Below are 25,070 nucleotides of genomic sequence, written 5' to 3' on the forward strand. Positions count from 1 at the left end.
CCGCTGCCGCGACCTTCTCCCCCCTAGGGGAGAAGAAACAAGCGGCGCGCGCTCGCTCCATATTTCTTTGTCCCGCCTCGAGGCGAGACACATTCCGTGGCGATGCCGGCTCCCAAAAGAACCGGCATCGCCTTTTAACCTATCAACCCTGGTCGATATCCAGAGCGATGAAGCGGCTGCCGTCGTCCGTCTGGATCTGGAACAGCGCCTTGGAACGTCCGTCCTTCTTGGCCTGCTCGAGGATTTTCTCGATATCGGCGGCGGAAGCGACCTGCTGGTTGTTGACCGAGGTGATCTTCTCACCCGTCTTCAGGCCGCGGGCGGCAGCATCGCTGTCCGGATCGACATCGGTGATGGCAAGGCCGTTGCCGTCATCGGCGGGCGAAACCGTCAGGCCGAGGCTGGAGAGCACCTTCTCGCTGGAGGACTGGCCGCCCTTGTCGTCGTTCTGGGCAGGCGTCGCCTTGGAAGCGTCATCGCTTGCGAGATCGCCGAGCGTCACGGTTACCGACTGCGATTTGCCACCGCGCCAGAGCGAGATTTCAACCTTGGCGTTGGGGGCCATGCCGCCGATGCGGCGCGACAGGTCGCGGGCATCCTTGACCGGCTCGCCATTGACGGCGGTGATGATGTCACCCTGCTTGATGCCGGCCTTGTCGCCCGGCGAACCGGACTGCGGCGAGACAACGAGTGCGCCGCTTGCTTCGGAAAGACCGAGCGATTCGGCGATATCCTTGCTGACGGGCTGAATCTGCACGCCGAGCCAGCCGCGTTCGACCTTGCCGTCCTTCTGCAGGTCGGCAATCACGTCCTTGGCAACCGATGCGGGGATGGCGAAGGCGATGCCGACATTGCCGCCCGACGGCGAGAAGATGGCGGTGTTGATGCCGACCACTTCGCCGTTGAGGTTGAAGGCGGGACCACCCGAGTTACCACGGTTCACGGCGGCGTCGATCTGCAGGTAGTCGTCATAGGGGCCGGAGCCGATATCGCGGCCACGGGCCGAAATAATGCCCGATGTCACCGTGCCGCCGAGGCCGAAGGGGTTGCCGACGGCAACGACCCAGTCACCGACGCGGATCTTGCTGTCATCGGCAAACTGCACATAGGTGAACTTGCGGTTCACATCGACCTTGAGGAGCGCCAGATCGGTGCGCGGATCGCGGCCGACGAGCTTGGCGTCAAGTTCGGTGCCGTCATTCATCACGATCGTATAGGCGGAGCCGTCATCGACAACGTGGTTGTTGGTGACGATGTAGCCGTCTTCGGAGATGAAGAAGCCGGAGCCCTGGGCAACCGGGCGCAGCGGACCCTTGCCGTCACGGTGGCGGTTGGGGCCACGGTCGGAACGGTCCTGATTGGGGCCGCCAAATTCCTTGAAGAAGCGCTTCAGCGGATGGTCATCCGGCAGCTGGTCGAGACCACGGCCGCCGAAGTTGAAGGAGAAGTTGCTGGAATCATCGGAAGCGGGCTGCACGTTCGACTGGACGCGGACGGAGACGACGGCGGGCGAAACCGCATCGACCACATTGGCGAAGCTCGGAACCTGCGGCGCATTCACTTCCACGGGGGCGGCAAACAAATGGGCGATCGGCGCGGCGATACCGGTCGAAAGCATCAGGGCGGCAAGACCGCCAACGGTCGTGGCCTTCAGGGCCGTCTTCAGCGGGGAACGTCCGTTTTGCGAGTGAGACATGGGTACCTTCTTTCTTCATTCAACTGGAGCCCGTTTGACCGGGGGAGAAGCGGTGGATGATGAAGATATAGGAGGCAACACCTTACGGCGAAGTGTCTGACGAATGAAAAATCCGTAATGTTGAAAAAGAACCGGGGACCGGCATGGAAACCGGTTATTTTTCAATGAGATTGCGAATTCTCTCTTCTTCGTCCGCGCTCAGTTTTTGTGGCCGCTCCTGCGTTGCCCGGCGGCGCGAAAAGACGAAAACGGCGAAAATGCCCGCAAGGGTAAGACCGACGGGCGCGCCCCACAAAAGCACGGTGCGAAGGCTGAGGCGCGGTTTCAGCAGCACGAATTCGCCATAACGCGACACGACATAATCGATGACGGCCTTGTCGCTGTCGCCCTGAACCAGCCGCTCACGCACCAGAACGCGCAGGTCACGCGCAAGCTCGGCGTTGCTGTCATCGATGGACTGGTTCTGGCAGACCATGCAGCGCAGCTGAGACGTCAGGTTGCGGGCGCGCTGTTCCAGCACGGGGTCTTTGAGGACCTCGTCGGGGTTGAAGGCGAAGGCGGGCGAGGCTGCAGCGAAGATGAGGGTGAAAAGAAGCCCGAGCGCTACCACAAGCTCCCTCATTCCGCCGCCTCCGGCATTGCAGCCCGTACAGGCTTCGCCTTGCGATTTGGTGCCCCCACCCTCAAACGCCTGTCGGAGAGCGAGATGAAGCCGCCCACCATCATGAACAGCGTGCCGCCCCAGATGCACAGGATGAAGGGTTTCCACCAGATGCGCACCACCATGCCACCATCGGTCATCGGGTCGCCCAGCGAGACATAAAGCTGGCTGAGGCCGAAGGTCAGGATGCCGGCTTCCGTCGTCGGCATGCGCCGCGCGGTATAGAGCCGTTTGGAGGACCAGACGTCGCCCACCTCGACCCCCGCCTTGCGCACGGTGAAATGGCCGCGATCCTCGGTGAAGTTGGGGCCAACGGCGTGGCGGATACCATCAAAGGTAAGGCTGTAACCGCCCGCTTCCGCCACCATGCCCTGTTTCATTTCAAGGACGGTCTCGGTCTCATAGGTGGTGACGATGACAATGCCGAGCACGGTGATGCCGACGCCCATATGCGCCAGCGCCGTACCGAAGGCCGAGCGCGGCAGGCCCTTCAAACGGCGGAATGCGATGCCGAAGGCCAGCTTGCCGAAATTGGCGCGATACCAGAGATCGGCAAACGCACCGAAAATCAGCCAGAAACCGGCGGCGATACCGAGTGCCGCCAGCACCGGGCCGCCATTTTCAACATACCAGAGCGCCAGTCCGGCAAGGGCTGCAATGGCGGCGGCCACATAAAGCCGCTGGAAGGCGCCAAGAAGATCGCCGCGCTTCCACGCCAGCATCGGCCCGAAGGGCGTGACGATCAGGATCGGGATCATCAGCAGGCCGAAGGTGAGGTTGAAGAAGGGTGCACCGACCGAGATTTTTTCGCCCGTCAGGGTTTCCAAAATGAGCGGATAGAGCGTGCCGATCAGCACCGTGGCGGTCGAGACCGTCAGGATCAGGTTGTTGAGGACGAGCGATCCTTCGCGCGAGATCGGTGCAAACAGGCCGCCGACCTTCAGCGATGGCGCGCGCCATGCAAAGAGCGCGAAGGCTCCACCGATGAAGATGGTCAAAATACCGAGGATGAAGATGCCGCGGCTCGGATCGGTGGCGAAGGCATGCACCGAGGTCAAGACACCGGAGCGGACGAGGAAGGTGCCGAGTAGCGACAGCGAGAAGGTCATGATCGCCAGTAGCACGGTCCAGATTTTCAGTGCCTCGCGCTTTTCCATGACGAGCGCCGAATGCAGAAGGGCTGTTCCAGCCAGCCACGGCATGAAGGAGGCGTTCTCCACCGGATCCCAGAACCACCAGCCGCCCCAGCCGAGTTCATAATAGGCCCAGTAGGAACCCATGGAGATGCCGGCGGTCAGGAAGGTCCAGGCGGCGAGCGTCCACGGCCTTACCCAGCGCGCCCAGGCGGCGTCGATCCGGCCTTCCAAAAGCGCCGCAACGGCGAAGGAAAAGCAGACGGAAAAGCCGACATAACCGAGGTAAAGCAGCGGCGGGTGGATGGCGAGGCCGAAATCCTGAAGGATGGGGTTCAGATCCTGACCCTCGGCCGGCACCGGTGACAGACGGAGAAACGGATTGGAGGTAAGCAGAATGAACAGCAGGAAGGCGACGGAAATCCAGGCCTGCACGGCCAGAACATTGGCCTTGAGCGTTTCCGGCAGGTTGCGGCCGAAGGCGGCGACGAGCGCGCTGAAAAACACCAGAATGAGCAGCCATAGCAGCATGGAGCCTTCATGGTTGCCCCACACGCCGGTCAGCTTGTAGATCATCGGCATCAGCGAATGGGAATTTTCCCAGACGTTGCGCACGGAGAAATCCGAGACCGCATAGGCCCGCGTCAGCGCCGCGAAGGAAAAACCCACCAGCAGGAACATCATGACGGAGCCAAGTGAGGCGACATCCATCAGCGCCCGGTCGTTGCGGCGGGCGCCGATGACCGGCAGCGTCGAGACGATGAGCCCCACGCCGAGCGCCAGAACCAGAACATAATGGCCGATCTCGTTGATCATTTTGTCGCTCCGGTCTTGTCAGTGGAGACGGCACCGGCCGATGGCGTTGCGGCGGCGGGGTTCTCGCCGTCACCGCCATGCTGCCACAGGCCCTTGTCCTTCAGCCGGTCGGCCACTTCCTTCGGCATGTAGTTCTCGTCATGCTTGGCCAGCACGCTGTCGGCCACGAAACCATGGGTGGCGGCGTCGAACACGCCCTCGGTCACGACGCCCTGCCCTTCGCGGAAAAGATCGGGAAGGATGCCGGTATAGCTGACGGGCACATTGGCCTCGCCATCCGTCACGGTGAAGCTTACCGTGCGGCCCTCGCCGCGCTTGATCGAGCCTTCCGCCACCAGACCGCCAAGACGGATGCGGGTGCCGGGATTGACGGGCGTCTTTTCCAGATCGGCCGGCATGTAAAAATAGGCGATGGACTGGCCGAAAGCGAACATGACGAGCAGCACGGCTGCAACGATGAAGCTCATGCCGCCGCCGATGATTGCCAGGCGTTTCTGTTTGCGGGTCATTGCGTCACTCCCTGCGGCGCGGCATCCTGTTGCCCGGTGGTGCGGATCGGCCCGGCGGAAACGCCCAGTTCCTTCGCCAGCGCCAGCAGCTGCCGGCCCTGCTCACCCTCCGGCGGGAAAGCCTGCAGGCCGGCCCTCAAGGCTTCACCGGCCCTGGCTTCATTCTTCAGCACGGCATAGGCGCGCACAAGCCGCATCCATCCTTCAAAATCGGCCGGGTTTTCCTTCAGCTTGGCGTCGAGGCTTGCCACCATGCCCTCGATCATCGCCTGCCGGTCGGTGGCCGTCATGTCATTCGCAGCCGCCATATCCTGCGCGGTCGGGCCGGGCGCGGCGGGAGCCGTCTCGCCGCCGGTGCGGGTAATATGTTCGCGGACTAGCGGCAGCCAGGGTGCGCCAGCCGGTGCATCGGCCTCCAGCGCCGCAAAGGCTGCACGTGCCTCGTCCGCCTTGCCCGCCTGTTCCAGCGACAGCGCCAGATAAAAGCGGGCGCGCGGATTGCCGGGTTTCAGCTTCTCGGCCTCAGCAAAGGCATCACGTGCTGCCTCGATGACGATGCCGTCATTGCCAGCCACCAGCGTTTCGCCAAGGCCCGTCAGCCGTTCGGCGCTTGGCCCCAGAATACGAAGCGCATTGCGATAGGCAAGCTCGGCATCGCCAAGCCGCAGCGTCTTGAAATAGATCGGGGCCAGAATATCCCAGCCGGCGCCGTCATCCGGGTTCTGCGCCAGATGCCTTTCGGCGCGGGCGACCAGCAGGTTCATGTCATTGCCGGGCTTTTCAAGACGCGCCTCGAGCGGCATGTCCGGCACTTCCGGACTGCCGTTCCAGACGTAAAGACAGAGCCCGAGTGCGGGCAAAAGAACGGTGATGAGGCTCGCGGCGAAATTGTGCCGGCGTGGCCGGTCCTGCCTGCCCTGCTCTTCTTCCGCCTCGGCGGCGGCAAGCAGGCGGCGGCCGATTTCGGCGCGGGCGTAATCCGCCTCGGTTTCGCCGATCAGACCCGCCGCACGTTCACGGTCCAGTTCCGCCAGCTGGTCGCGATAGACGGCAACCTCACCGTCGCGGCGCGTCTCGGACACCTCGGTCTTCCGCATCAGCGGGTACATCAGGACGATGGCGACAGCCGCCGTCAATATCGCAACGACAATCCAGAACATAAGGCTCAATTACTCGAATGCGCGGCACATGGAAACATGAAGCGCGGGGATGACGCGAATTTGAGACATCACGCCGCACCGCAAGCCCTGTTCGGCTGTTCCGCCGTGCCTCTTCTTGTCATCGCCAGAGGTCGGTGACCTTGATTTACGTCAAACTCGTCAGGTCAAAGGCGACCAGCTGCCATCGGCATTGCGGCAGGCCGCACCGCGCACCTTGGTTTCACGTCCATCCACGGTGAGGCTGTGTGAATATTGCCGGCAGTTCTGGTTTCCGACCTGATAGGGCGCGTTGGCGACCACCTGCCCCTTGGCGTCATCGCCGGTCCACACGACTGGGGTTCCGACAGGCGCCGTTTCCAGTGCCTTGTACTCCGCCTCCAGCGCCTTGGTCTGATCGCCCCTGTCGAGCTGCACGCCGCTTCGCCCGACAATGCCGCCCTCAAGATTGGCAAGGAACGGTGTCGAAGGCTGCGCCGAGCGGCCGAACAGCCCACCGCCCGCCGGGCGGGTGCCCGTGGTGGTGCAGGCGCTCAGCATCGAAACGCACAGGATCGAGAGAAGTGCCGGGCGTGACACCAGCGAACGCATCGTCACGGAGCGACAGCCATCATACACGTCAACCAAACCCTGCCCTCTTTCCTACCGCATTGCACCCAATATTGTGCCATTGAATTTCTTGCCTTTTTTCTTGCCTCACGCAAGCTCTTTCGAAAGGCCCGGCAAAATCAGATCGGCTTTCAGCCCGCCGATGGCGCTGCGCGACAGCGAAAAGCGACCATGGTACTCTGACACCACTTCAGAAACGATCGACAATCCCAGTCCCGTGCCCGGGCGGCTCTCGTCCAGCCGCCGGCCGCGCTTCATCGCCTCGCTGATCTGTTCCGGCTCCAGCCCCGGCCCGTCATCCTCCACCGTCAGCTCCACCCATGAACGACGGGCGATTTCAGCATCGGAAGAAGGGTGCGTGCCGGCGGCAAGCGTGACGACCACTCTGGTCTGCGCAAAACGTGCGGCATTTTCCAGAAGGTTGCCGACAACTTCCTCCAGATCCTGCTGCTCCATGCCGAGTACCGCGCCCGGTTGCTCGAAATTCAGCACGAACTGCTTTTCGGGGTTCAGGCGACGCATCACCCGCACCAGCCGTTCCAGCGCCGGTTCGGCTTCCACGCGGGCAAGGATCGAGCCACGCTGGGCGGCGATGCGGGCGCGGGAGAGATAGGATTGCACCTGCGCCTGCATGGCGTCGGCCTGCGCGCGTACCAGATCGCCATGCTGCGGCTCCAGCGTACGGGCCTCGTTCAACAGTACGGCAATCGGCGTCTTCAGCGAATGCGCGAGATTGCCGACCTGCATGCGGGCACGCTCCACCAGCCGGCGGTTGCTGTCGATCAGCGCATTGACCTCATTGGCGAGCGGCTGGATTTCACGCGGGAATTCACCTTCGAGGCTTTCCGCCTCGCCGCCTCTTATCTTGCCAAGCGCGACGCGGGCCTGATCGAGCGGCCGCAGACTGTAGAGAATGGCAAGGCCGTTGACGACGAGGCTGCCGACGCCAAAGACGGCCAGCGCCAGATAGAGGCTGTTGGAGAAATCGCGCACATCGTCTTCGACGACATTCAGATTGCCGGAAACACGGAAACGGGCCGCCCGGCCCTCCCCGTCCAGCACGACTTCCGTTTCCGCCACCCGCACCTTGTTGCCGGCCTCGTCGGTGACGGCGTAAAAGCGCTCATAACGGTTGTCGAAGGGTACATCGAGAATGCCGGGCACCGGCAGGGAAGAAACGCCGAGCGAAGAAGACACCAGCGGCGCGGTCTGGAAATTGCCGAGCGGCTCCACCACCCAGTACCAGCCGGTATCGGGCTGCGAAAACCGGAGATCGCCGAGCTGCGGGCTGCCGGCCAGCGTATTTTCGTTGGAAATCGTCACGGAATTGATGACGTTGTAGAGCTGCGCCCTGAGAAGGTCGGTGAAGCTGCGCTCCACGCCCTGCCGGTAAAGCGTCGAAATGACGACGGCGATCACCACCAGCGCCAGCGCCGACCAAGCAGACGCGAGCAGCAGAACGCGGGCGGTGAGAGAATTACTTCGCATCTGCCGGCGCTTGCATCCGGTAACCGAGACCACGGATCGTCTCGATCAGATCAACCCCGAGCTTCTTGCGCAAACGTCCGACAAACACCTCGATCGTGTTGGAATCGCGGTCGAAATCCTGATCGTACATATGTTCGACCAGTTCCGTGCGCGAGACGACCTCACCCATGTGATGCATGAGGTAGGACAACAGGCGGAACTCGTGCGAGGTGAGCTTCAGTGTCGTGCCGTTGACGGTCGCCTTGGAGGATTTGGTGTCGAGCCGGACCGGACCGCAGACCAGTTCGGAGGAGGCGTGGCCGGCGGCACGGCGGATGAGCGCGCGCACGCGGGCAAGCACTTCCTCCACATGGAAAGGCTTGGTCACGTAATCATCGGCGCCGGCATCGATGCCCGCCACCTTGTCGCTCCAGCGGTCGCGGGCGGTGAGGATGAGGACCGGCATGGCCTTGCCGGCCGCACGCCATTTTTCAACGACGGTGATGCCATCCAGCTGCGGCAGGCCGATATCGAGGACGATGGCGTCATAGGGTTCGGTATCGCCGAGATAATGCCCTTCCTCGCCGTCAAATGCCTGATCGACAACATAACCGGCCTCTTTCAGCGCGTCGGTCAGCTGACGATTGAGATTGGCATCATCCTCAACAACGAGAATACGCATTGTCCGCCCTTTCCTGTGTCCCGGCCCGCCTGCGTTCCGGTCATGCTAAGTGTCTCGGATTGTTTTCCGATATTTCGGCGATGCGGGCAAGCTACATCGGCACGCGCATCGTTACCTTGCGCGGGCGCTCGCCATTGCCCTGGACGAGAACGGTGACGACACAGGACTGACCGTCGCCGGAAGGATAGACCGAAAGAAGCTGGCCACCGGTTTCGCGCACGACGCGGGCAACGGCTGCGCCGCAGTCGCTCGCCGCCAATATGTAGTGGCCCTGCTGATCAGCCTCGGGCGCCGTGAAACCGGAAAGCCCGGCTGCAAGCGTCGCGATGATGAGAGGTGATGCCATTCTACAAACTTCCACAAAAACCGGGTGCGTCTCGAACCTTATTGTGACCGAATATGTAGCGCAAAGCGTCTGAATGGCAAATGAATGCTGCCCCCGCCGCCATGAGACGAGGCGGGGGCTTTGCTGCTGCGCCCGTCGTCAGCGGATGGCGCGGGTTGCCGAAAGGCGGCCATAAAGCGCGATCAGACCGCCAATTCCGCCCGCCACGGCGACGAGACCTTCCGCCAGCTCGCCATGCAGGCCGGCGGGCAGATCAAGACCGGCGATGCTGAAAAGCGGAGCAAAAACCGCAATCAGCGCGCCCCAGATCGTGCGCGATTGATACCATGCCTTCGTGTTGTCCATCATGTCGTCCTTTGCGTTGTTTTTCAGACAGTTGTCAAAGCGGGAGAAGGACTTGCGCCGCCACTCCCCAAGGCACCGCGCGGCCGAGCTGGCGGACACGCACGGAAATGTGATCCCGCAGGACCGGGAAATCTGTGAGTTCGGCTGCGACAGGGTAAAACCAGAGGGGTTCGGAAACCTCCGACACGCGTTTGACGGCCTCGCCTTCCAGCACCTCGACACGGTATCGCTCGAAAGGCTCGTCCAGCGGAATGTCGCTCGCATCCCAGCCATCGGCCTCCATCCGGCTCCGGCGTTTCCATTGGATCAGCACGCCATCCTTTTTCCGCTCGGCGGAAAGATGCACCGGGGAAAGCGGCATCTGCGCCCGCAATCCGCCCTCGAAGGCGAAAGGCCCGGCCGAAGCGCCCGCCTTTCCTACGGCCTCTACGATCCAGTTCAGCCGCCGTCCCCGTTCGCCCGCGGCAAGGCCGAGCGGCTGCACCGCCGCATCCAGCATCACCGCTGGTGCGCCCGCCGGCGCGCCGGCGGCCAACGCATCTTCCGTGCCCGCAAGTCCGCGCAAGAGGGTGGAGAGCCGCCAGCGCGAGGGCGCAATTTCTTCGGCCTTTGCGAAGGCGACGATCTCCCAGACACCGTTTGTGGCCTTGATGGCGATGCGGTTCTCGCCGTTCAGCACCGACAACTCGTTTGCCGAGGCGAGCCCTCCGAAAGGCAGGTCGATCAGGACAGCATTCTTCCGGTCGAAACGGCCCGAAGGGCCGGGCAAAAGCGGCATCGCCAGCGCGCCGATCATGGCCGGTTGATCGAGCACAGCGCGCTGCCGATAACCTTCCGTGCCGGAGGATGCGGAAACGAGGATCGGCCGCCATGGCCTTGCGAAGGCTGCGATGCGCGCCGAATGCTCCGGCGCGACGCCATCATGATGCGGCAGGTCGAGAAAGAGCACTTCCGGCGCGAAACCTTCAGCACCGCTTGCACCGCCGGCACGCCGCTCATCCACCACGCCGGCAAAAGCCGAAAGGGCAGCGGAAAAGGCGCGTGCCTCCACCTGCCGCACCGCGCCATCCTCGATGCGGCTGACCAGAAACCGGCCTGCCGGCGCCAGTGGAAAAGCGCCGTCCGGCAGGCGGATACAATCGCCGGATTCCAAGGTGATATCGGCAGGCGGCAGGGCAAAACGCACCGTACGCCGCGCCTGACGGTTGTCTCGCAGCACCGCCTCGACGGCTGCTTCCGCCGTTTCCGCCGGCAAAGCGGCGTTGAGGTCGAACCGCATCACCCGGCTGCCGGCATCATCGATGCGGCGGGAACGCGCGCCAGCCTGTTCGTAATCGAGCGCCGGGTTGAACGAGGTCAGCATGACTTCAGCCGCGAAATCGCTGTCATGGCCGCGATTTTCTGACCAGAGCGGCTCGTCATCGAGATCGGCAAGCACGGAAATATCTCTGACGGGTAAAACCGCCATATTGCGGGAGCGGAAACGCAGGGTGCCGCCGTCCTCCGCCACATCCAGCTGAAACGCCGCCATCAGCGGCTCCAGCAGGGCGCGCGCCGAGGTCACATCACCCTGCACATAACCGGTCATGTCGCCGCTGACGGCGGAGACGTCGAAGGCGGGAAAGCCATGGTCGGTCAGGATCGCGGCGATGGTATCGGCAAGTGTCGCCGTGCCCAGCCGGCCGTTCAGCCAATGGCCGGTGCGCCAGTTGCCGCCATCGCTCCACACCGCGCCATTCTGCGGAAAGGCGGGAAAGGGCCGCGCATCCCAGGTCCAGAGATAGACCCGGTTTTTATCCACCATCGCGGTATCGCCTTGATCCCAATGGTCGAGATGCGCTTCCAGAAACCGCCGTTGCTGGCTGTCTGCCCGGTTCCGGCCGGAGAAATAGGGAAAGGCATTTTCCGCCGATTTTGGATCAGGAAAGACATTCGGGCGCGCGGCGCTCTTGTCCACCGCCGGGCAGCCGAGTTCAGTGAGCCAGATCGGTTTCGAGCCCGGCACCCATGCGGTGGGTGTCGATTTCTCCTCGCCCCGCACCCGGTCGTAATGGCGGTTTCCCCACCAGTTCCCGATGTCCTTGTAGCGGAAGACCCACGGCTTGCCCTTCAGCCCGTCGGTGATGGGCGTGCGTCGCCGCGCGGCGCGGTCGGCATCGCTGGCATAATACCAGTCGAAACCCTCACCCGCCGTGATGGCGCGGCGGAAGGCGCTGGCATCATCAGCGCCGGTCATGCCATCCGGATTGCCGTTTGCAACGTCCTCGTCGCGCCAGTCGGACAACGGCATGTAATTGTCGATACCGATGGCGTCGATGTCGCGGCTCGCCCAGAGCGGATCGAGATGGAAAAAGACATCGCCCGAACCATCCGCCGGCTGATGGCCGAAATATTCGCTCCAGTCCGCCGCATAGGTCAGCTTCACCGCCGGTCCCATGATGGCGCGCACATCACCCGCCAGCCGCACCAGCTCCTCCACAAAGGGGAAGGCATCGTTCTCATCGCGCAGGCGCGTCAGCCCGCGCAGTTCCGAGCCGATCAGGAAAGCATCCACCCCGCCCGCTTTCGCCACAAGCGCCGCATAATGCAGCACCATGCGGCGATAACCCTCATCGCGGTGGCAAAACCGCTCGACCTCCCGGCGCGCCGCAGCGCTGCGGTCGGGAGAGCCGGGCCTTTCGGGTGCGGGAAAACAGGTGATACGCCCGCGCCAGCCATAAGCATCCTGTTCACCCTTGCCATAGGGATCCGGCAGACCATTGCCGGCGGGCACATCCATCATCACGAAGGGATAAAGGCAGACCTTCAATCCACGAGACTTGAGGTCGGCTATCGCCTGCAGCACGCTTTCATCATCAGGCGTGCCGCCATAGGCCGGGCCGCCGCCATGATGACTGACCGGATGCGCCTCACCACGCGAAAGGCCGGCAACCGACCACGGCGCCGTTTCGCCATCGCGGGCCGCCGCTTCAACGCCGGGCAGAATGCGGCATTCGCCCGCCCGCATATCCGTGCCGAACCAGCTCACCACCAGCGCCACGCTTTGCAGGTTGAGGCACAGCGCCTGCAATTCGTCGATGGCCGCCTGCCAGTCGGTCACTGCGGTCAGGCCGTTGCGGTTCATCACCCGGCTTTGTCCCATGCCGGTGCGTTCCGAAACAGGGGCCGTGGCGTAACCATGCTCGGTTGCACCCGGAATAACGGTGATAGCGCGGATCGATTTTTCCAGCCGGCCGACCGGCCGCACGACTTCGAACTGCATCAGCGGAATACGATTGCCATAGTCGTCGAGCGGCAGGCGCTCGAAGACCACATAGGCCAGCCCGCGAAAGGCAGGCGCATTGCCGCTGCCCTGTTTTGCCTCGATCAGCGGATCCGGCAATTGCGTTTCGCTGCCGGGATAAAACCGCATCTCGATGCCGGTCAGATCAACTTCGCGGCCGTCAGCCCAGATGCGCCGCACCATGGCCGCCTCGCCTTCGCAGAGGCCAATGGCGAGATTGGCGAAATAACGAAAAGTCTCCACCTTCGGGCCGCGATTGCCCTTGCCGCCGCGCCGCTCCACCTCGACGCTTTCCTCAAACCGCGTCGCCCAGATCAGCGTACCGCCGATCCTTGCCGTGCCGTAAAGCCGGTTGATGGCCGCTCCCTCATCCGCTCCCGGAATACGCGCCGTCGAAAGCCGTGCGCCCGATACGGTGCGGCCGCTGGAAAGCAGGGCACGGTCGACGGTATTGCCCGCCAGCGCACCGGCCGCCTGGCCAATAATGGCACCCACGGGGCCGAAAATGCCGCCGAGCGCCGCACCCGCCGCCTGAAAAACTATGGTCGCCATGCTTGCCTCGAAAATTCAGGGATCGGGGAACCGGAAAACACCGGCAATGCGCCGCTTCCAGCCCGGCACCAGCGTGGAACACACCACTGCGGCCTGTTCATAGGCGTGGATGAAATGCTGAGGCCCGGCGAGGATGCCGAGATGTTTCGCCGCCGCATCGGCCCGCCAGCGAAACAGCAAGAGGTCGCCCGGCCTCGCCTCGTCCATATCAGGCACCGCCAGAAAATGGCGCTTCGCCGCCGCCATCAGCCGGTCTTCACCGCCGCGTTCGGCCCAATCAGGCGCATAGGGCGGCAACAATTCCGGCTCTGCGCCGTACAATTCACGCCAGATGCCCCTGACGAGGCCGAGGCAATCGCAGCCGACGCCCTTTAACGAGGCCTGATGCCGGTAAGGCGTGCCCAGCCAGCCCTGCGCCAGCGCCAGCACTTTTTCTCCGGTATCACTCATGGAAACAGTGCCTTGCCATCATGGGTCTGGCCGCCGCTGGCATAGGAATAGGCGAAATCCGCCCCCGGCAGGTGCGGGAAGCCCCTGAAATTCGGGTGATTGGCAAATTTCGCCTTGCACGTCGCGAAACTCTTGTCGCAGCCGGCGGTGATGGAGAAACCGTCTCCCGGCAATGGCATCCGTTCCGGCATGAGCCAGAAGGACAGAAGCGTGCCGCCGTCGCGTCGCGCATGACCGTCGAGATCGAAACCCCTGCCGGCGAGCGCGCCGCTCAAAAACCGCAACTTCCCCCTGCTGAAGAAACCATCGGCGAAAGCATCAAGCCCCGAGACCAGCAGGTTGCCCACCGCATCCACCGCCACCACGCTGCCATTGCCGGTGAACCGCGAAAGATCGACGCCGCAGCGCCGGTCGCCCAGTGCGGCATCGCAACGCCGCCCATAGGCCCGGCCCTGCGGCTGGCCGAGGCGATGGGCAAGGCTGCGCAACTCGGCGCGAAACGCCCCGCCCGCCCGTGTCACCTCGCCGATCTCGCGCATGGAAAGCAGCATATGCTCATCCAGCGCCTGCCAGTTGACGAGAAAAAGCTCCACTCTCGCGCCATCGAAACGGCCGACCGCCAGATCATCCTCGGAAATCACCTCGCTGGAAAAACCGCCGGCTACCTCGCCCGCACTCGCACCCAGCCCGGTTTCGCTGTCGCTGTCGCTCGCCCCGAAACCGCTGGCAGCCAGATAGGCCGTGCCGGCAAAGGATAACGTCTCATCGTGGTCGGTAAAGCCGATCACAACGCCATCCTTCAGCGTCACCTTCCAGCAATGGCAGGTGGTGGTGGCATCACCCTGCAGATGCGTGGCAAGGGCCGGAGGAATGGTTTTCATGGCAGGATTTCCATCAAGGGAATGGAGGGAATGCGGCCGGCCTCGAAGGCGGTGAGGTTGACGTCGATGCGATCGATCGCAAAGCGCACCGGCACGTCGAATTCGAAACCCGCCCGGATCGCCGCACCTGAAGGTGGCACCTTGCCGGCACGAAACGTCACCATGCCGGTCAGATGATCCACCGACACATCCGAAGGCGGGACCTTCACCCCCTCGACGGAAACGAGGACAGAGCCCTCGACCGGCTTTTCCACCCGCCTGATGAAGGCACCGCCGGCATCCGCATAGGTCTTCACCAGCTGAAACTGCGCGGTTGCGCCATCGCCGGTGCCGATCCTCTGATCTGTGGCGGCAGGTGTCCCGCCCGGCGGGCAGGATTTGCAATCGACGGGATCACGAAAGCGGAAACCATAAAGCTCACCGCGCCGCGCCTCGAAAAAGCCGAGCACCTCGTAAAGATCGGCCACCGAGCGGATGCCGGACCCGGCATCATAAGCGCGCCTCGCATGCTTCCAGCGCTGGTTGCGGCTCTCGCGGCCATTGGACAGATTGACGATATCGGTCCGCCGCACCGGCCCGCCGCTCACACCAAGCGCCAGCCGCAGCGGAAACCGCACTTCATGAAATGCCGCCATGTCGTTGTTCCACGAATCTTTTTGCTGTGTTGAAAGGTCGATGCGTCACAAACCGCGCTGGCCGCGCCCGACGCTGCGGGCCAGCATGGTGGCGATCTGGCCTTCGCTTTTTCTAAAACTCGCCGCATCGGTGGCCGTCACGTTGAAGACGATCTGCGCACCACCACCGCCCGCCGGTGTGGCCACACCCAGAGCACCATCCGAACCGCGCTTCAGCGGCAGGATCGCTTCCGCTCCCGCCTCGCCCATCAGGCCCAGCCCGCCGCCCATCGGAAAAAAGGCTGGGCTGGACACCACACCGCCATCGGCAAAAGGCGTGATGCCGCGCCCCGGCACCCCGCCATCGGCAAAGGCAAACAGGGAACCGCCACCGTTCAAAAGTCCGCCAACGGCATTGCCGATCATGCTCTCCAGCGGCTTCAACCCGGCCGAAAGCGCCATGCCGGACAGGCGTTCGCCGAGCCCGCGCAGCACATCGTCCAGCCCCTTGCCACCCGTCGTTGCGGCCTGCAGGGCGCTGGTCAGCGCCGCCCCGAACCGCTCGGAGCGCTTTTCGAGATCGCCCATCACATCCGCAAGCGCTTCCGCCTCTTCCCGGTTCTCCGCAATCGATCCTTCGCCTGCCATTGCGCTTGCCTTTCTGATTCAAATCGGAACGATAGGTTTTTGAATTGTCTGGCCGTTTTCACGAAAAAACGCCCCGCTTCCGCAACGAGACAAGTCCACCTCACCCATCAGGAAACAGCCGCATCATCGTCTCCATCGCCTGACGATCGGGGCTGCGGGAGATGGCGCGTGCGCCACCCGTCATCGCGAAGAACTCCCTTGGCGTCAGCCGCCAGAAGGTTTCGGAGGAAAGCCGCAGCAGGCAGAAGCCGGCATGGATGACCGCCTCCCAGGGGAAAGGGCGGGGCCTCGCCTCGCCTGCTGCGGCACTCAAGGGTCCGGCTGTGTTTCTCCTTTCGGGCCGCCGAAGGTGGCGGTCAGAAGATCGGCGATGATCGCGGCATGGCCGGTGATCCCGCCCTCCACGGTTGCCGCAGCCACGTCTTCGTCGGAAAACACATTGCCCGCGCCGCGCAGGCCGGCGCCGATGACCCGGATCATATCGGCGGCCTTCATGCGGCCGGTCGCAAAGCGTTCAGCGAGCGCGGTGAGATCATCGGCCTGAAAGGCGGTTTCGAGCTCGGCCAGCGCCCCAAGCGTCAGGCACAGAATGCGCCTTTCACCGTCGATCAGCGCTTCGATCTCGCCGCGATGGCGGTTCGCCCGCCCATAGCGCAAACCCTGCGGCATCACAGTGCTCCGAATGTGAGAGGACCGGCCGATTCCAGCGCGATCTCGAATTGCACCTCGCCATCGTGGCGGCCGGAATATTCGAGCGCGACGATCTGGAACGGCCCGGTCACGGTACCGAAATCGGGGATGAGGAGTTGCCAGCCCGGAATGCTGCCGGCAAAAAACGCGCCGCGCACCAATGCGTCGCTCGCCTGATCCTTGAAGATGCCGGATGCCGTCAGCGACGCCCGCTGTACGCCGGCGCCGGCCAGAAGCTCGCGCCAGCGCCCCGCACTTTCGCCATCGGTTATGTCCACCGCCTGCGCGTTGAAGGCCAACCGCTTTGTTCGCAGCCCCGCCACGGTCACATAGGAACCGGCATTGTTGATCTTCAACAGCAGGTCCTTGCCCTTCTGCGCCACCATGTTGTTCTCCTTACCGTTTCGATTGATGTTGCCGGGCCGCAATGCGCCTGCTACCAATTGTTTCTCCGCATCCCGCACCCCTGATTTTCATCATGTCCGAAGCCGCTCCCTTCCCGTCCCGCGCGCGCCTTATCGGCGTGCTTGCGGTTGGGCAGATCGTCAGCTGGGGCAGCGGGTTCGACATGCTGGCCGTGCTCGGCCCACGGATCGGGCAGGAACTGGCCATCGCCAACGAGGTGGTTTTCGCCGGCCTCACCGTCATGATGACGATCAGCGCGCTCTGCGGTCCGCTTCTGGGAAGAACGCTGGTGCGGCACGGCGCGGCACCCGTGCTTGTGGCGGGTTCATTGCTGTTTGCCGCCGGTTTTGCCGTGCTCGCCTTTGCGGGCGGCGTGACAAGTTATCTGCTCGGCTGGGCCGTGATCGGTTTTGCCGCCACCTGTGGCCTGACGACGGCGGCCCATGCCGCCGTGGTGGAACGTGTCGGGGCGGAAAGCGGCCGGTTGCTGACGCTGCTGATGCTGTTTACCGGGCTTTCGGCCGCGGTTTTCCTGCCGGTCACCGCGCTTGCCGACCAGCATCTCGGCTGGCGCGGCACGCTTGTCGCCTATGCCGGTCTGCAACTCCTCGTGCTTCTGCCTCTCTACGTCTTCGTTCTTCCGGGGCAGCCGGCCCGCAAGGCCACGGGGTCGCGGGAGGTAGCCGGGGCTTCGCCCCCGCCCGTCGATACACGCCGCGCCTTCATGCTTCTGGCCGCAATGACGACGATCAGCGCGTTTACGACCTTCGGCCTGTCGCCGCTCCTGCCCTTGCTGCTGGTTCAGGCAGGGGCGACACAATCGCTGGCCGTGCAGCTGGCATCCGCCCGCAGCGTGCTTGCGATCACCGCGCGCGGGCTGGATTTCCTGCTTGGCAAACACGGCAACCCGTTCGTCACCGCCATGATCGGTTTCTGTCTGCTGCTCGTGTCGCTGCTGCTGTTGCTGGCCTTTGCGCCTGCCATGCCGGCTTTCATCGGCTTTATCGTATTCTTCGGTTTTGGCGCGGGCGTGCTCACCGTCAGCCGGGCGGTGTTGCCGCTGGCGGTGTTTTCGCCGGAAGAATATGGCCTTCAGGCCGCACGGATTTCCCTGCCGCAGAACCTCGCCATCGCCTTTGCGCCTGTTATCTTCACGCTGGCGCTGGACCGTGGCGGGGTCTCGTCCATGCTGACCATCGCTTCCGTGCTGATCGGCATTTCGTTTGTGCTGCTGCTTGTACTTTGGAAGACCATGCGCAGGCAGGGTTCCTGAAACGGCGCTATTCCGTTACCGCGCGGAAACGCATGTCCGTGATGAAATTCCGCGACTTTGCTTCGCGCCGCGAGCGGCAGGAGCGCAGTTGCAGGTTGACCAGCGAGACATTGGCAAGCGGCAGGGCGGCATCATCGAGCAGGGTTTTCACCCGCTCTGTGATTTCGCCGGCCTGTTTGCGGCCGGCGGCATCGCTCCAGATTTCCAGCGACAGGACATGCTCCTCGGCTTTTTCCGTCGCGGTCGAATAATCCCGGCTGTCAATTTCGCCGATGACGATGCAGGGCATAAGCGCGCGCGGCAGAAGCCGGTCGACGATGCCGCCTGATGTCAGCGCCATCAGCACCGCATCGCCCGTCAACCGCGCAAAAACCGCCTTCAGAAGTGCGTTTGCAGCGCTCACAGGCTTTCCTCCTCGCAGCGGCAGACGATGAAGCGGCGGGTCTCGTCCGGATCCATCACCGTGCGGATGCCCAAAATGCGCCGGCCCTTGCGAAAGCGCATGCCAGCCGCGATATCGCTGCGCCAGGTGAGCCAGACGCGATGGGTGATCGTCACGCCCTCGGCCGAAGCACGCTCATGGAACGCCTCCGAAACCGGCTCGATCGCCGCCCAGAGCGAGCGCAGGACATCCCAGCGTTCCAGCGCACCGCCCTGCCCGTCCGGCATCTCCGTCCGCATTTCCAGCTCCAGCCGCGCCGTCAGCCTGCCGGGGTCGAGAAAAACGAGGTTCATGGCTTAAAGCCCCATGCGGCAGAAGGGCGCCACCAGCCGCTCGTAACCGGCCGGAACCACTGCCGGCTGATTTTCCAGGGCAACGGCGCCGCGAAAGGCAAACATCTGCGCCACATGCATCAGCATGGCGCGTTTCAGCGTATCCGGCACATCCGTCCCGGCTTCGCCATAACCGGCGATGAAATCGATCTCGATACCGTTCATCACCCGTCCGGGGGCCGGCGGATCGCGCAGCCACAGCCGCGCCGGACGGGCCGCGCCGTCCAGTAACTTATCAGCGGCGGTGATATTGGTCTCGCGCCCGTCACTGCCAAAAACCAGAATCGTTTCGATGGTTTGCACCGGTCCCTTGCCAATCGGAATCACACCCGTCTGCGGCCATTGGTCGAGATAAAGCCGCCAGGTCTGGCACAGCAGGCAAAGGCCGGTCACGCGCTCCAGATGCTCGCGGGCGGTGCGGATCAGCGCTGTAAGAAGCGCATCCTCGTCGCTGCCGTCGAGACGCAGATGCGCCTTGACCTCGGCAAGGGTCAGCGGCTCCGCCTGCGGCGGATTTATGAGGGCGTAGGTCATGGGGTCTCCGGGATGACGCAATTGCGGGCTGGATGAGCGAGCGGGTGCAACAAGTTTCTTCTCCCCATGGGGGAGAAGTCCGCAGCAGCGGGATGAGGGGGCAAGACCAGTGATAGATCGAGAGCTTGCCCCCCTCATCTGCCCCTTCGGGGCATATTCTCCCCGGTGGGGAGAAGAAATGCGCCACTAAATCTGTGGTCAATTCACCCCGAATTTCACCAGCTTGATCGCCTCGAAATTCTGTACGCCGCCACCCACGCGCTTGGTGGTGTAGAACAGCACATAGGGTTTGGCCGAATAGGGATCGCGCAGGATGCGCACGCCGGTGCGGTCGACGACGAGATAACCGGAGCGGAAATCGCCAAAGGCGATGGCGAAACTGTTTGCCGCGACATTCGGCATGTCTTCCGCCTCCGTCACCGGAAAGCCCATCAGCGAGGCGGGCTGGCCGGCGGCGGCGGGCGGGTGCCAGAGATAAGCGCCGGTCGTGTCCTTGAAACGGCGCAGCGCCGCCTGCGTCTTGCGGTTCATCAGGAACGCGCCGTTCTGGCGGTGGCCGGCCTTCAGGCCATAGATGGCATCGAGCAGCACATCCATCGGCCCGGCGGAAGCGAAGCCGGCCGAAACGCCGGTCGCGACATAACCGATATTGCCCCAGCTCCAGCTGTCATTGGCAACGGGTGTATAGGCGAGAAAACCTTTGGGTTTGTTGACGCCATCACCGGCGATGAAAGCGGCAGCCTCCTGTTCGGCAAAGGCGATATCCACTTCCGAGGCGATCCACGCCTCGACATCAACAGCCGCGTCGTCCAGCAGGCCCTGGGTCGCGGCGGGCATGGCGTAGAGTTCCATGGTTGGGAAAGAAAGCTCAGACAGCTTCGGTGTCGCCGTCTCGGGACGGGCCGCGGTTTCGGAGACCCAGCCGGTGGCCAGTCCGCCGGCGGCGAAGGGTTTCTTCAGCACGGCCGTCGACACCTGCCGCACGGTGGCGAGCGCCCGGATCGGCGAAATCGCCGTCATGCGCCGGCCAATCTCGCCATCCGTCTCGGTCGGCACCAGAAAGCCGCCATCGGCACCGCTCGATCCGGCAAAGGCCTTGGCCTCCAGATCGCGCAGCGCGCCCTCCTCGCCGCGGCGGATATAGGCCTCGAAGGCGGCCTTATGCTCTTCGGCATCGTGCGGGGGCGCATCCTTGCGGCCAAGCGCAGGCCGCGCCTTCCTGAGCGCCAGATCGTCCATGATCTTTCTGTTATCATCGAGCGCCCTGTCGATACGATCGAGCTTGTCGCGGGTCACGATATCCGCACCCATCTTACGTTCGATGTCATTGAGCCGCTGGTCGTTGGTTTCGCGAAAAGCCTCGAAGGCCTCCATGAACTCGTCGAAGGCCGCCGTCATCGTGTCGGGCACGGCCTTTACCTGCGGCGCAACGGTCATTGCGGAAGGTTTTGTCATCTGGTCTGTCATGTCGCCATCCTTGTTTCGGAAATACGTGTCGGTAAGTCAGCGTTTGAAGGCGGTGTCGAACAGCGAGCGGGCGGCGCGGCGCATGCTGCGCGCCAGTTCGGTCTCGCGGTCACGGAAAAAGCGGGCATGTTTGACGTCGGACACCCGCGCCGAAGGCAGCATCGGAAAGGTCACGACCGAGATTTCCCAGAGATCGGCCTCCAGAATGCGCCGCACACCGGAACGTTCGGCCTTGCCCGAGCGAACCGTGCGGAAACCGATCGACAGCCCATCGAGCGCGCCGGTCTTCATCAACGAATGCACCTCGCACGAGCGGGCAACACCCGGCGCCAGAACGCCCTCGACGTAAAGCCCGCGCTCGTCCTCGCGGATGGTGCGCCAGGCGCCGATCGGCTCGGCCGGATCGTGCTGGTAGAGCATGCGGATGCCGGCCGCTCCCCGTTCCTCGATGGAACGGCGGAAAGCGCCGCGCTCGATCACGTCACGGCCGAGGTCTACCTCGCCGAAGACGCTGGCATAACCGGAAAACGTGCCGTCGCCGGCGATGCCGCGCAGTTCCAGACTGGCGAATTTGCGCGTGGCGGGACGCGGCCCGCGATAGGCGTGCATGGGAAACTCCTGCGATGTGGAAATGAAGCCGCCCTGCGGCGCGGGCTCAGCTGCGCGGGCGTGTGCCATAGTGGCTGGCCACGCGCACCATCACGCCCAGCCCCCACCAGGCCATCATGCTGGCGGCGGCGGAGCCCGCCACCATGATTTCCCGGCCGGAAAGCGCGCCGGCAATGTCGAGCTGCTGCACGATCCACAGGCCGATCGGCCCGCCGAAGATCATGCCGCAGGACACCCCGGTGATGAAGCGGCTCGCCGCTTCACGTTTGCTTTTCGGCAGCAGATAGACAAGCGACACGCCGGCACCCGCGACGGCGCCGGTGATGCGGGCGGCCCAGATGCCGGCCTCATTGGCGAATTCAGACATGGGTAATCATTCCGGTTTAGGATGTTGCAATCGGGCGAACGCACCGCGTCGCCCGCAGGTGCTGTTTGCGCGCCTGCGGTGGGTGATTTCACGAGTCTTCGGAGAAGCTTGGGCGGAAAGCCTCACAAAGAGAATCCGCCACTTCAGAAAATGGTTCAGCAGAAACAGACGGCTGTGAAAGCGCGGTTAGCCCCCTCAGTAACCGACGGCTTCGCGTTTTTCCTCGTCGCTCAGAAACGAGGCCGCGCCGATACGGCTCCACAGCGCATCCCGCTCGCCGGCGAGCCCGGCGATCCTGTCGAGATCCGCCTCCAGCCGCAGCCCCGCGCCGAAGACTGGTGCGAGCCAGCCGCACAATCTCGCCGCCGTGCGGTTGACGAGCGGCAGCACGGTGAGGCGATAAAAGGCACGGTTCGCCTCCTGGTAATTGGCATAGGTATTGTCGCCGGGAATGCCGATCAGCATCGGCGGCACGCCGAGCGCCAGCGCGATATCGCGGGCGGCTCCGTTGCGGGCCTCCAGAAAATCCATGTCGCGCGGCGAAAGGCCCATGGCCTTCCAGTCCAGCCCGCCTTCCAGAAGCAGCGGGCGGCCGGCGTTCATCGCGCCCTGATACCCCTCCTCCAGCTCGCGCTTCAGCCGTTCATATTGCTCGGTGGAAAGATTGCCGCCTTCCTTCGGCTGATAGACCAGTGCGCCCGAAGGCCGGGCGGAATTGTCCAGCAGGCGCTTGTTCCACTGGCTCGCGGCGTTGTGCAAATCAAGCGCGGCACCCGCGGAAGCCAGCGGCGCAAAACCTGCCCGGTCATCCAGCGGATGGAAAAGTTTCAGATGCAGCAGCCCCAGCCCATCGCGCTCGGCGGCGATGCGGCGCGACGCGCGCCCTTCGGCGCGGTAGTCATAAGCCACCGGCCAGCCATCCGCTCCCTCGACAATACTTACCCGATCCGGCCGCAGCAGATGCAATTCCCTTAAACGCCCGCCGATCATCAGAGGTTCGACATAGGCATTTCCAGCCAGCATCAGGTGACCATAAAGCGCCTCGAAAAAATCCGGCCCGCCCATATGCGCGCCCGGCTTCGTCAGGAGCGCCAGCAGCGGATGATCGCCGATTTCCTCGTCGCCATCATAAAGCAGCCAGTTCACCGATGCGGCCGCTTCCGCCACCATGCGGGCGGCACGGTGGGCGACCGGGTTTTTCATGAAGCCTTCGCGGGCAAGTGCGGCATAGGACCGGCCGGACCAGAAGGCCTGCCCGCCTTGTGCTGCCACCGACATGAAGCCGCCCGACGCCATTTTGCTTTCGGGCACGGCTTTGCCATCCGCCGGACGCAGCCACGGCAGGGAAAACGGAAATCGCATGGAGTTGTCCTTGTTTTATTCCGGCTCAGCCTCCCACCAGGCCCTCATCCCTGTGCTTGTCACAGGGATCCCGCCAGCCCAGGTCTTTGGGCTGAAAAGACTCTTCCCGCCGCGCAGACGCGCGTCGGCTGGATTCCTGTGACAAGCACAGGAATGAGGGATTCGGGGGAGCCTAAGCCCTACGACGGAGGAAAGGTTTGCGTACCTTGCCAGCAGGCCAGGTGCGAATGTGCCTCCCGCTTTCGCGGGCGAAGGCGGATATTACCTGATGGGTGCCTTCACCGCCGTGTCGCTGTTGAAATCGGCGGCAACGCGGGTTTCGCGCAGCGGCTTCACCGTGCGGGTCGAGAGATCATAGGCGGGGTCGGCCTTGTAGGCCGCCAGCGCCGCCTCGTTTTCGAACTCGCCGTAAACGATGAAATCGACCGAGTTGCCCCATTGGTCCTTCTTCACGTTCTCGCCTATTTCCAGCGTCAGCGCATGCGGGATCGCCGTGAGGCCGGAAAGCCCCCTGCGCACGGCGTCGCGGTTTTCCTCGGGAACGGTGAAAAAAACGATATGGCGGATCACGGTGTCACCTGTCATGCAAAATTCGAAGGCGGCCTTCTGGGCGCGCGTAACGGGTTATCATCTGGCCCGCCCCGGTTCAATCCGCGCCGCGACAAGGGCGCGATGAAATGCGCGTGCGTGGCCAGCCACAAGCCGCGCCCGATCGCTGCCATTGATGATGGCGCGTGCACCCTCCCAGTCCTCCCGCTGCGCGCCGAAGAAATCGGCAAGCCGGCGGCCGGTGAAGCTGCCGGCGATCATGCCGTGGATCAGGATGGCTGTTGCCACCTCCGTTTCCATGGCCCGCTCGGGCCTTTCCACAAGGTCGATGCCTGTCAGCACCGACATGGCCTCGTAGTTGCGGCGATGCGTCAGCTGCACGAAGCCCCGCCCCAGCCAGCTTTTTCCGTCCGTGTCCCGCTGCCAGTAAGGTTTGCGAACCATCGGCAGGCGGCCGGCCGCAAAGGCACGGTCCAGCCGCGCAATCGCCTCCGCATCGCTTGCCGCCAGGGTCTCGCGCACCGGCTGCATGGTGGCAGCCGTTTCGTGAAAGCTGGTCGCCAGCATATAGGCCAGCCAGCGCGGATCGCCCTGTGGCCCGGCCTTTACCCATCCGGCAAGTATCGTCTTCGTCCCCGCAAGTTGCGCGGCACGCAGGCGGCCGCCAAAGATCGAAACCCGCACCGACGCGAAGAATCGCGCCTCGTCATAGGCCATAGCCGGCTCCTGAAAACGATGGGCGATATGACACCCGGTTTTTCCACATGATGGCCGTCAGGACTAAATCGATTTGAAAAAACCTTAATCGATTTTAATCCGCAGACCGCGGTTTTGGGGTAAAAAATTCCTTGAATTCCGGAACCTTAGCGCGCTAACTCCATTCACCGCGCAATCCAGCTGCGTTAACAATTCAAGGAGGAATGCCACCATGACAGCGACAATCCCCCAGACCGTTTATGACCGTCTCGAAAACGAGTGGCGCCAGATGCGCGAAACCGGCTCCCAGCCGAAACCGGCGCAATCTCCAAAGAAGTAAGACCTGTGCGACGCCCGGTCATGGGCGGATAAGGAGCCAAAAATTTCTTCTCCCCGCCGGGGAGAAGATGGCCCAAAGAGTCAGATGAGGGGGTAACCTCTCCGAATATCTTGACCGTAGCCCCCTCATCCGCTGCCGCGACCTTCTCCCCCCTC

The 25,070-nt window shown here is 63.5% G+C and carries 28 protein-coding genes; 1 reads left to right on the forward strand and 27 read right to left on the reverse strand.

The genetic code is table 11. The features are described 5' to 3' along the window. Window positions 1-142: 142 nt before the first annotated feature. From JZX88_RS21675 to JZX88_RS21760, 18 genes are all read right to left on the reverse strand, one after another. On the reverse strand, window positions 143-1,696 hold the full coding sequence (locus JZX88_RS21675) for a Do family serine endopeptidase (protein WP_065115217.1): 1,554 nt from the start codon (window positions 1,694-1,696) through the stop codon (window positions 143-145). A 154-nt stretch (window positions 1,697-1,850) separates the two neighbouring features. Then, the gene (locus JZX88_RS21680; protein WP_142855527.1) at window positions 1,851-2,318 is read right to left on the reverse strand and encodes a cytochrome c-type biogenesis protein CcmH; all 468 of its coding nucleotides are present in this window, start codon (window positions 2,316-2,318) and stop codon (window positions 1,851-1,853) included. Next, a complete protein-coding gene (locus JZX88_RS21685) occupies window positions 2,315-4,306 on the reverse strand; it encodes a heme lyase CcmF/NrfE family subunit (RefSeq protein WP_206914662.1) in 1,992 nt (663 codons plus the stop codon). The genes JZX88_RS21680 and JZX88_RS21685 overlap by 4 nt, the downstream gene beginning before the upstream one ends. Then, the gene (gene ccmE, locus JZX88_RS21690; RefSeq protein ID WP_110757540.1) at window positions 4,303-4,815 is read right to left on the reverse strand and encodes a cytochrome c maturation protein CcmE; all 513 of its coding nucleotides are present in this window, start codon (window positions 4,813-4,815) and stop codon (window positions 4,303-4,305) included. Before ccmE ends, JZX88_RS21685 begins: the two co-directional genes overlap by 4 nt. Continuing rightward, window positions 4,812-5,975, reverse strand: a complete 1,164-nt coding sequence (gene ccmI / locus JZX88_RS21695) for a c-type cytochrome biogenesis protein CcmI (RefSeq protein ID WP_206914701.1) — start codon at window positions 5,973-5,975, stop codon at window positions 4,812-4,814. Before ccmI ends, ccmE begins: the two co-directional genes overlap by 4 nt. Before the next feature lie 159 nt (window positions 5,976-6,134). Continuing rightward, complete coding sequence (locus tag JZX88_RS21700) at window positions 6,135-6,563, reverse strand: hypothetical protein (protein ID WP_065116166.1); 429 nt, start codon at window positions 6,561-6,563, stop codon at window positions 6,135-6,137. Between the two features lie 105 nt (window positions 6,564-6,668). Then, window positions 6,669-8,069, reverse strand: coding sequence for a HAMP domain-containing sensor histidine kinase (locus tag JZX88_RS21705; RefSeq protein ID WP_206914663.1), 1,401 nt, complete (start codon window positions 8,067-8,069; stop codon window positions 6,669-6,671). Beyond that, on the reverse strand, window positions 8,059-8,730 hold the full coding sequence (locus JZX88_RS21710) for a response regulator transcription factor (protein ID WP_003509815.1): 672 nt from the start codon (window positions 8,728-8,730) through the stop codon (window positions 8,059-8,061). The genes JZX88_RS21705 and JZX88_RS21710 overlap by 11 nt, the downstream gene beginning before the upstream one ends. Before the next feature lie 91 nt (window positions 8,731-8,821). Further along, window positions 8,822-9,076 (reverse strand): hypothetical protein, encoded by a 255-nt coding sequence (locus JZX88_RS21715; protein WP_035218215.1) that lies wholly within the window; start codon window positions 9,074-9,076, stop codon window positions 8,822-8,824. Between the two features lie 138 nt (window positions 9,077-9,214). Then, window positions 9,215-9,421: a hypothetical protein gene (locus JZX88_RS21720; RefSeq protein ID WP_206914664.1), complete on the reverse strand. Its 207-nt coding sequence runs from the start codon at window positions 9,419-9,421 to the stop codon at window positions 9,215-9,217. Between the two features lie 34 nt (window positions 9,422-9,455). Continuing rightward, window positions 9,456-13,256 (reverse strand): glycoside hydrolase/phage tail family protein, encoded by a 3,801-nt coding sequence (locus tag JZX88_RS21725; RefSeq protein WP_206914665.1) that lies wholly within the window; start codon window positions 13,254-13,256, stop codon window positions 9,456-9,458. Between the two features lie 15 nt (window positions 13,257-13,271). Then, window positions 13,272-13,706, reverse strand: a complete 435-nt coding sequence (locus tag JZX88_RS21730; RefSeq protein WP_206914666.1) for an NlpC/P60 family protein — start codon at window positions 13,704-13,706, stop codon at window positions 13,272-13,274. Continuing rightward, entirely contained in the window at window positions 13,703-14,587 is an 885-nt protein-coding gene (locus JZX88_RS21735; RefSeq protein ID WP_206914667.1) for a DUF2163 domain-containing protein, read from the reverse strand. The genes JZX88_RS21730 and JZX88_RS21735 overlap by 4 nt, the downstream gene beginning before the upstream one ends. After that, window positions 14,584-15,222 (reverse strand): TIGR02217 family protein, encoded by a 639-nt coding sequence (locus JZX88_RS21740; protein WP_206914668.1) that lies wholly within the window; start codon window positions 15,220-15,222, stop codon window positions 14,584-14,586. Before JZX88_RS21740 ends, JZX88_RS21735 begins: the two co-directional genes overlap by 4 nt. A gap of 45 nt (window positions 15,223-15,267) precedes the next feature. Then, entirely contained in the window at window positions 15,268-15,849 is a 582-nt protein-coding gene (locus JZX88_RS21745; RefSeq protein ID WP_206914669.1) for a phage tail tape measure protein, read from the reverse strand. A 100-nt stretch (window positions 15,850-15,949) separates the two neighbouring features. After that, the gene (locus JZX88_RS21750) at window positions 15,950-16,162 is read right to left on the reverse strand and encodes a rcc01693 family protein (RefSeq protein WP_206914670.1); all 213 of its coding nucleotides are present in this window, start codon (window positions 16,160-16,162) and stop codon (window positions 15,950-15,952) included. Then, window positions 16,159-16,518 (reverse strand): gene transfer agent family protein, encoded by a 360-nt coding sequence (locus JZX88_RS21755; RefSeq protein ID WP_206914671.1) that lies wholly within the window; start codon window positions 16,516-16,518, stop codon window positions 16,159-16,161. The genes JZX88_RS21750 and JZX88_RS21755 overlap by 4 nt, the downstream gene beginning before the upstream one ends. Next, a complete protein-coding gene (locus tag JZX88_RS21760; protein ID WP_206914672.1) occupies window positions 16,518-16,925 on the reverse strand; it encodes a phage major tail protein, TP901-1 family in 408 nt (135 codons plus the stop codon). The genes JZX88_RS21755 and JZX88_RS21760 overlap by 1 nt, the downstream gene beginning before the upstream one ends. 92 nt (window positions 16,926-17,017) lie before the next feature. Between JZX88_RS21760 and JZX88_RS21765 the strand changes: the two genes are divergently transcribed. After that, complete coding sequence (locus JZX88_RS21765; RefSeq protein ID WP_206914673.1) at window positions 17,018-18,217, forward strand: MFS transporter; 1,200 nt, start codon at window positions 17,018-17,020, stop codon at window positions 18,215-18,217. Window positions 18,218-18,224: 7 nt separating this feature from the next. Here JZX88_RS21765 and JZX88_RS21770 read toward each other — a convergent pair whose 3' ends face one another. The 9 genes from JZX88_RS21770 to JZX88_RS21810 form a co-directional block, all read right to left on the reverse strand. Continuing rightward, complete coding sequence (locus tag JZX88_RS21770) at window positions 18,225-18,620, reverse strand: DUF3168 domain-containing protein (protein WP_142855514.1); 396 nt, start codon at window positions 18,618-18,620, stop codon at window positions 18,225-18,227. Then, window positions 18,617-18,952 carry a phage head closure protein gene (locus JZX88_RS21775; protein WP_206914674.1) on the reverse strand — a complete coding sequence of 112 codons (336 nt, stop codon included), beginning with the start codon at window positions 18,950-18,952 and terminating at the stop codon, window positions 18,617-18,619. Before JZX88_RS21775 ends, JZX88_RS21770 begins: the two co-directional genes overlap by 4 nt. Before the next feature lie 3 nt (window positions 18,953-18,955). Next, a complete protein-coding gene (locus tag JZX88_RS21780) occupies window positions 18,956-19,525 on the reverse strand; it encodes a head-tail connector protein (RefSeq protein WP_206914675.1) in 570 nt (189 codons plus the stop codon). A gap of 198 nt (window positions 19,526-19,723) precedes the next feature. Then, on the reverse strand, window positions 19,724-20,992 hold the full coding sequence (locus JZX88_RS21785; protein ID WP_206914676.1) for a phage major capsid protein: 1,269 nt from the start codon (window positions 20,990-20,992) through the stop codon (window positions 19,724-19,726). A 36-nt stretch (window positions 20,993-21,028) separates the two neighbouring features. Next, window positions 21,029-21,601, reverse strand: coding sequence for an HK97 family phage prohead protease (locus JZX88_RS21790; RefSeq protein ID WP_052817609.1), 573 nt, complete (start codon window positions 21,599-21,601; stop codon window positions 21,029-21,031). Between the two features lie 46 nt (window positions 21,602-21,647). Beyond that, complete coding sequence (locus JZX88_RS21795; RefSeq protein ID WP_046798657.1) at window positions 21,648-21,968, reverse strand: DUF6107 family protein; 321 nt, start codon at window positions 21,966-21,968, stop codon at window positions 21,648-21,650. A gap of 195 nt (window positions 21,969-22,163) precedes the next feature. After that, on the reverse strand, window positions 22,164-23,330 hold the full coding sequence (locus tag JZX88_RS21800) for a phage portal protein (protein ID WP_206914677.1): 1,167 nt from the start codon (window positions 23,328-23,330) through the stop codon (window positions 22,164-22,166). Window positions 23,331-23,591: 261 nt separating this feature from the next. Then, a complete protein-coding gene (locus JZX88_RS21805; RefSeq protein WP_206914702.1) occupies window positions 23,592-23,900 on the reverse strand; it encodes a Dabb family protein in 309 nt (102 codons plus the stop codon). A 57-nt stretch (window positions 23,901-23,957) separates the two neighbouring features. Next, the gene (locus tag JZX88_RS21810; protein WP_206914678.1) at window positions 23,958-24,596 is read right to left on the reverse strand and encodes a hypothetical protein; all 639 of its coding nucleotides are present in this window, start codon (window positions 24,594-24,596) and stop codon (window positions 23,958-23,960) included. Window positions 24,597-25,070 lie beyond the last annotated feature (474 nt).

Origin of the sequence: Agrobacterium sp. OT33 (genome assembly GCF_017313365.1) — a bacterium.
Lineage (GTDB): Bacteria > Pseudomonadota > Alphaproteobacteria > Rhizobiales > Rhizobiaceae > Agrobacterium > Agrobacterium rhizogenes_A.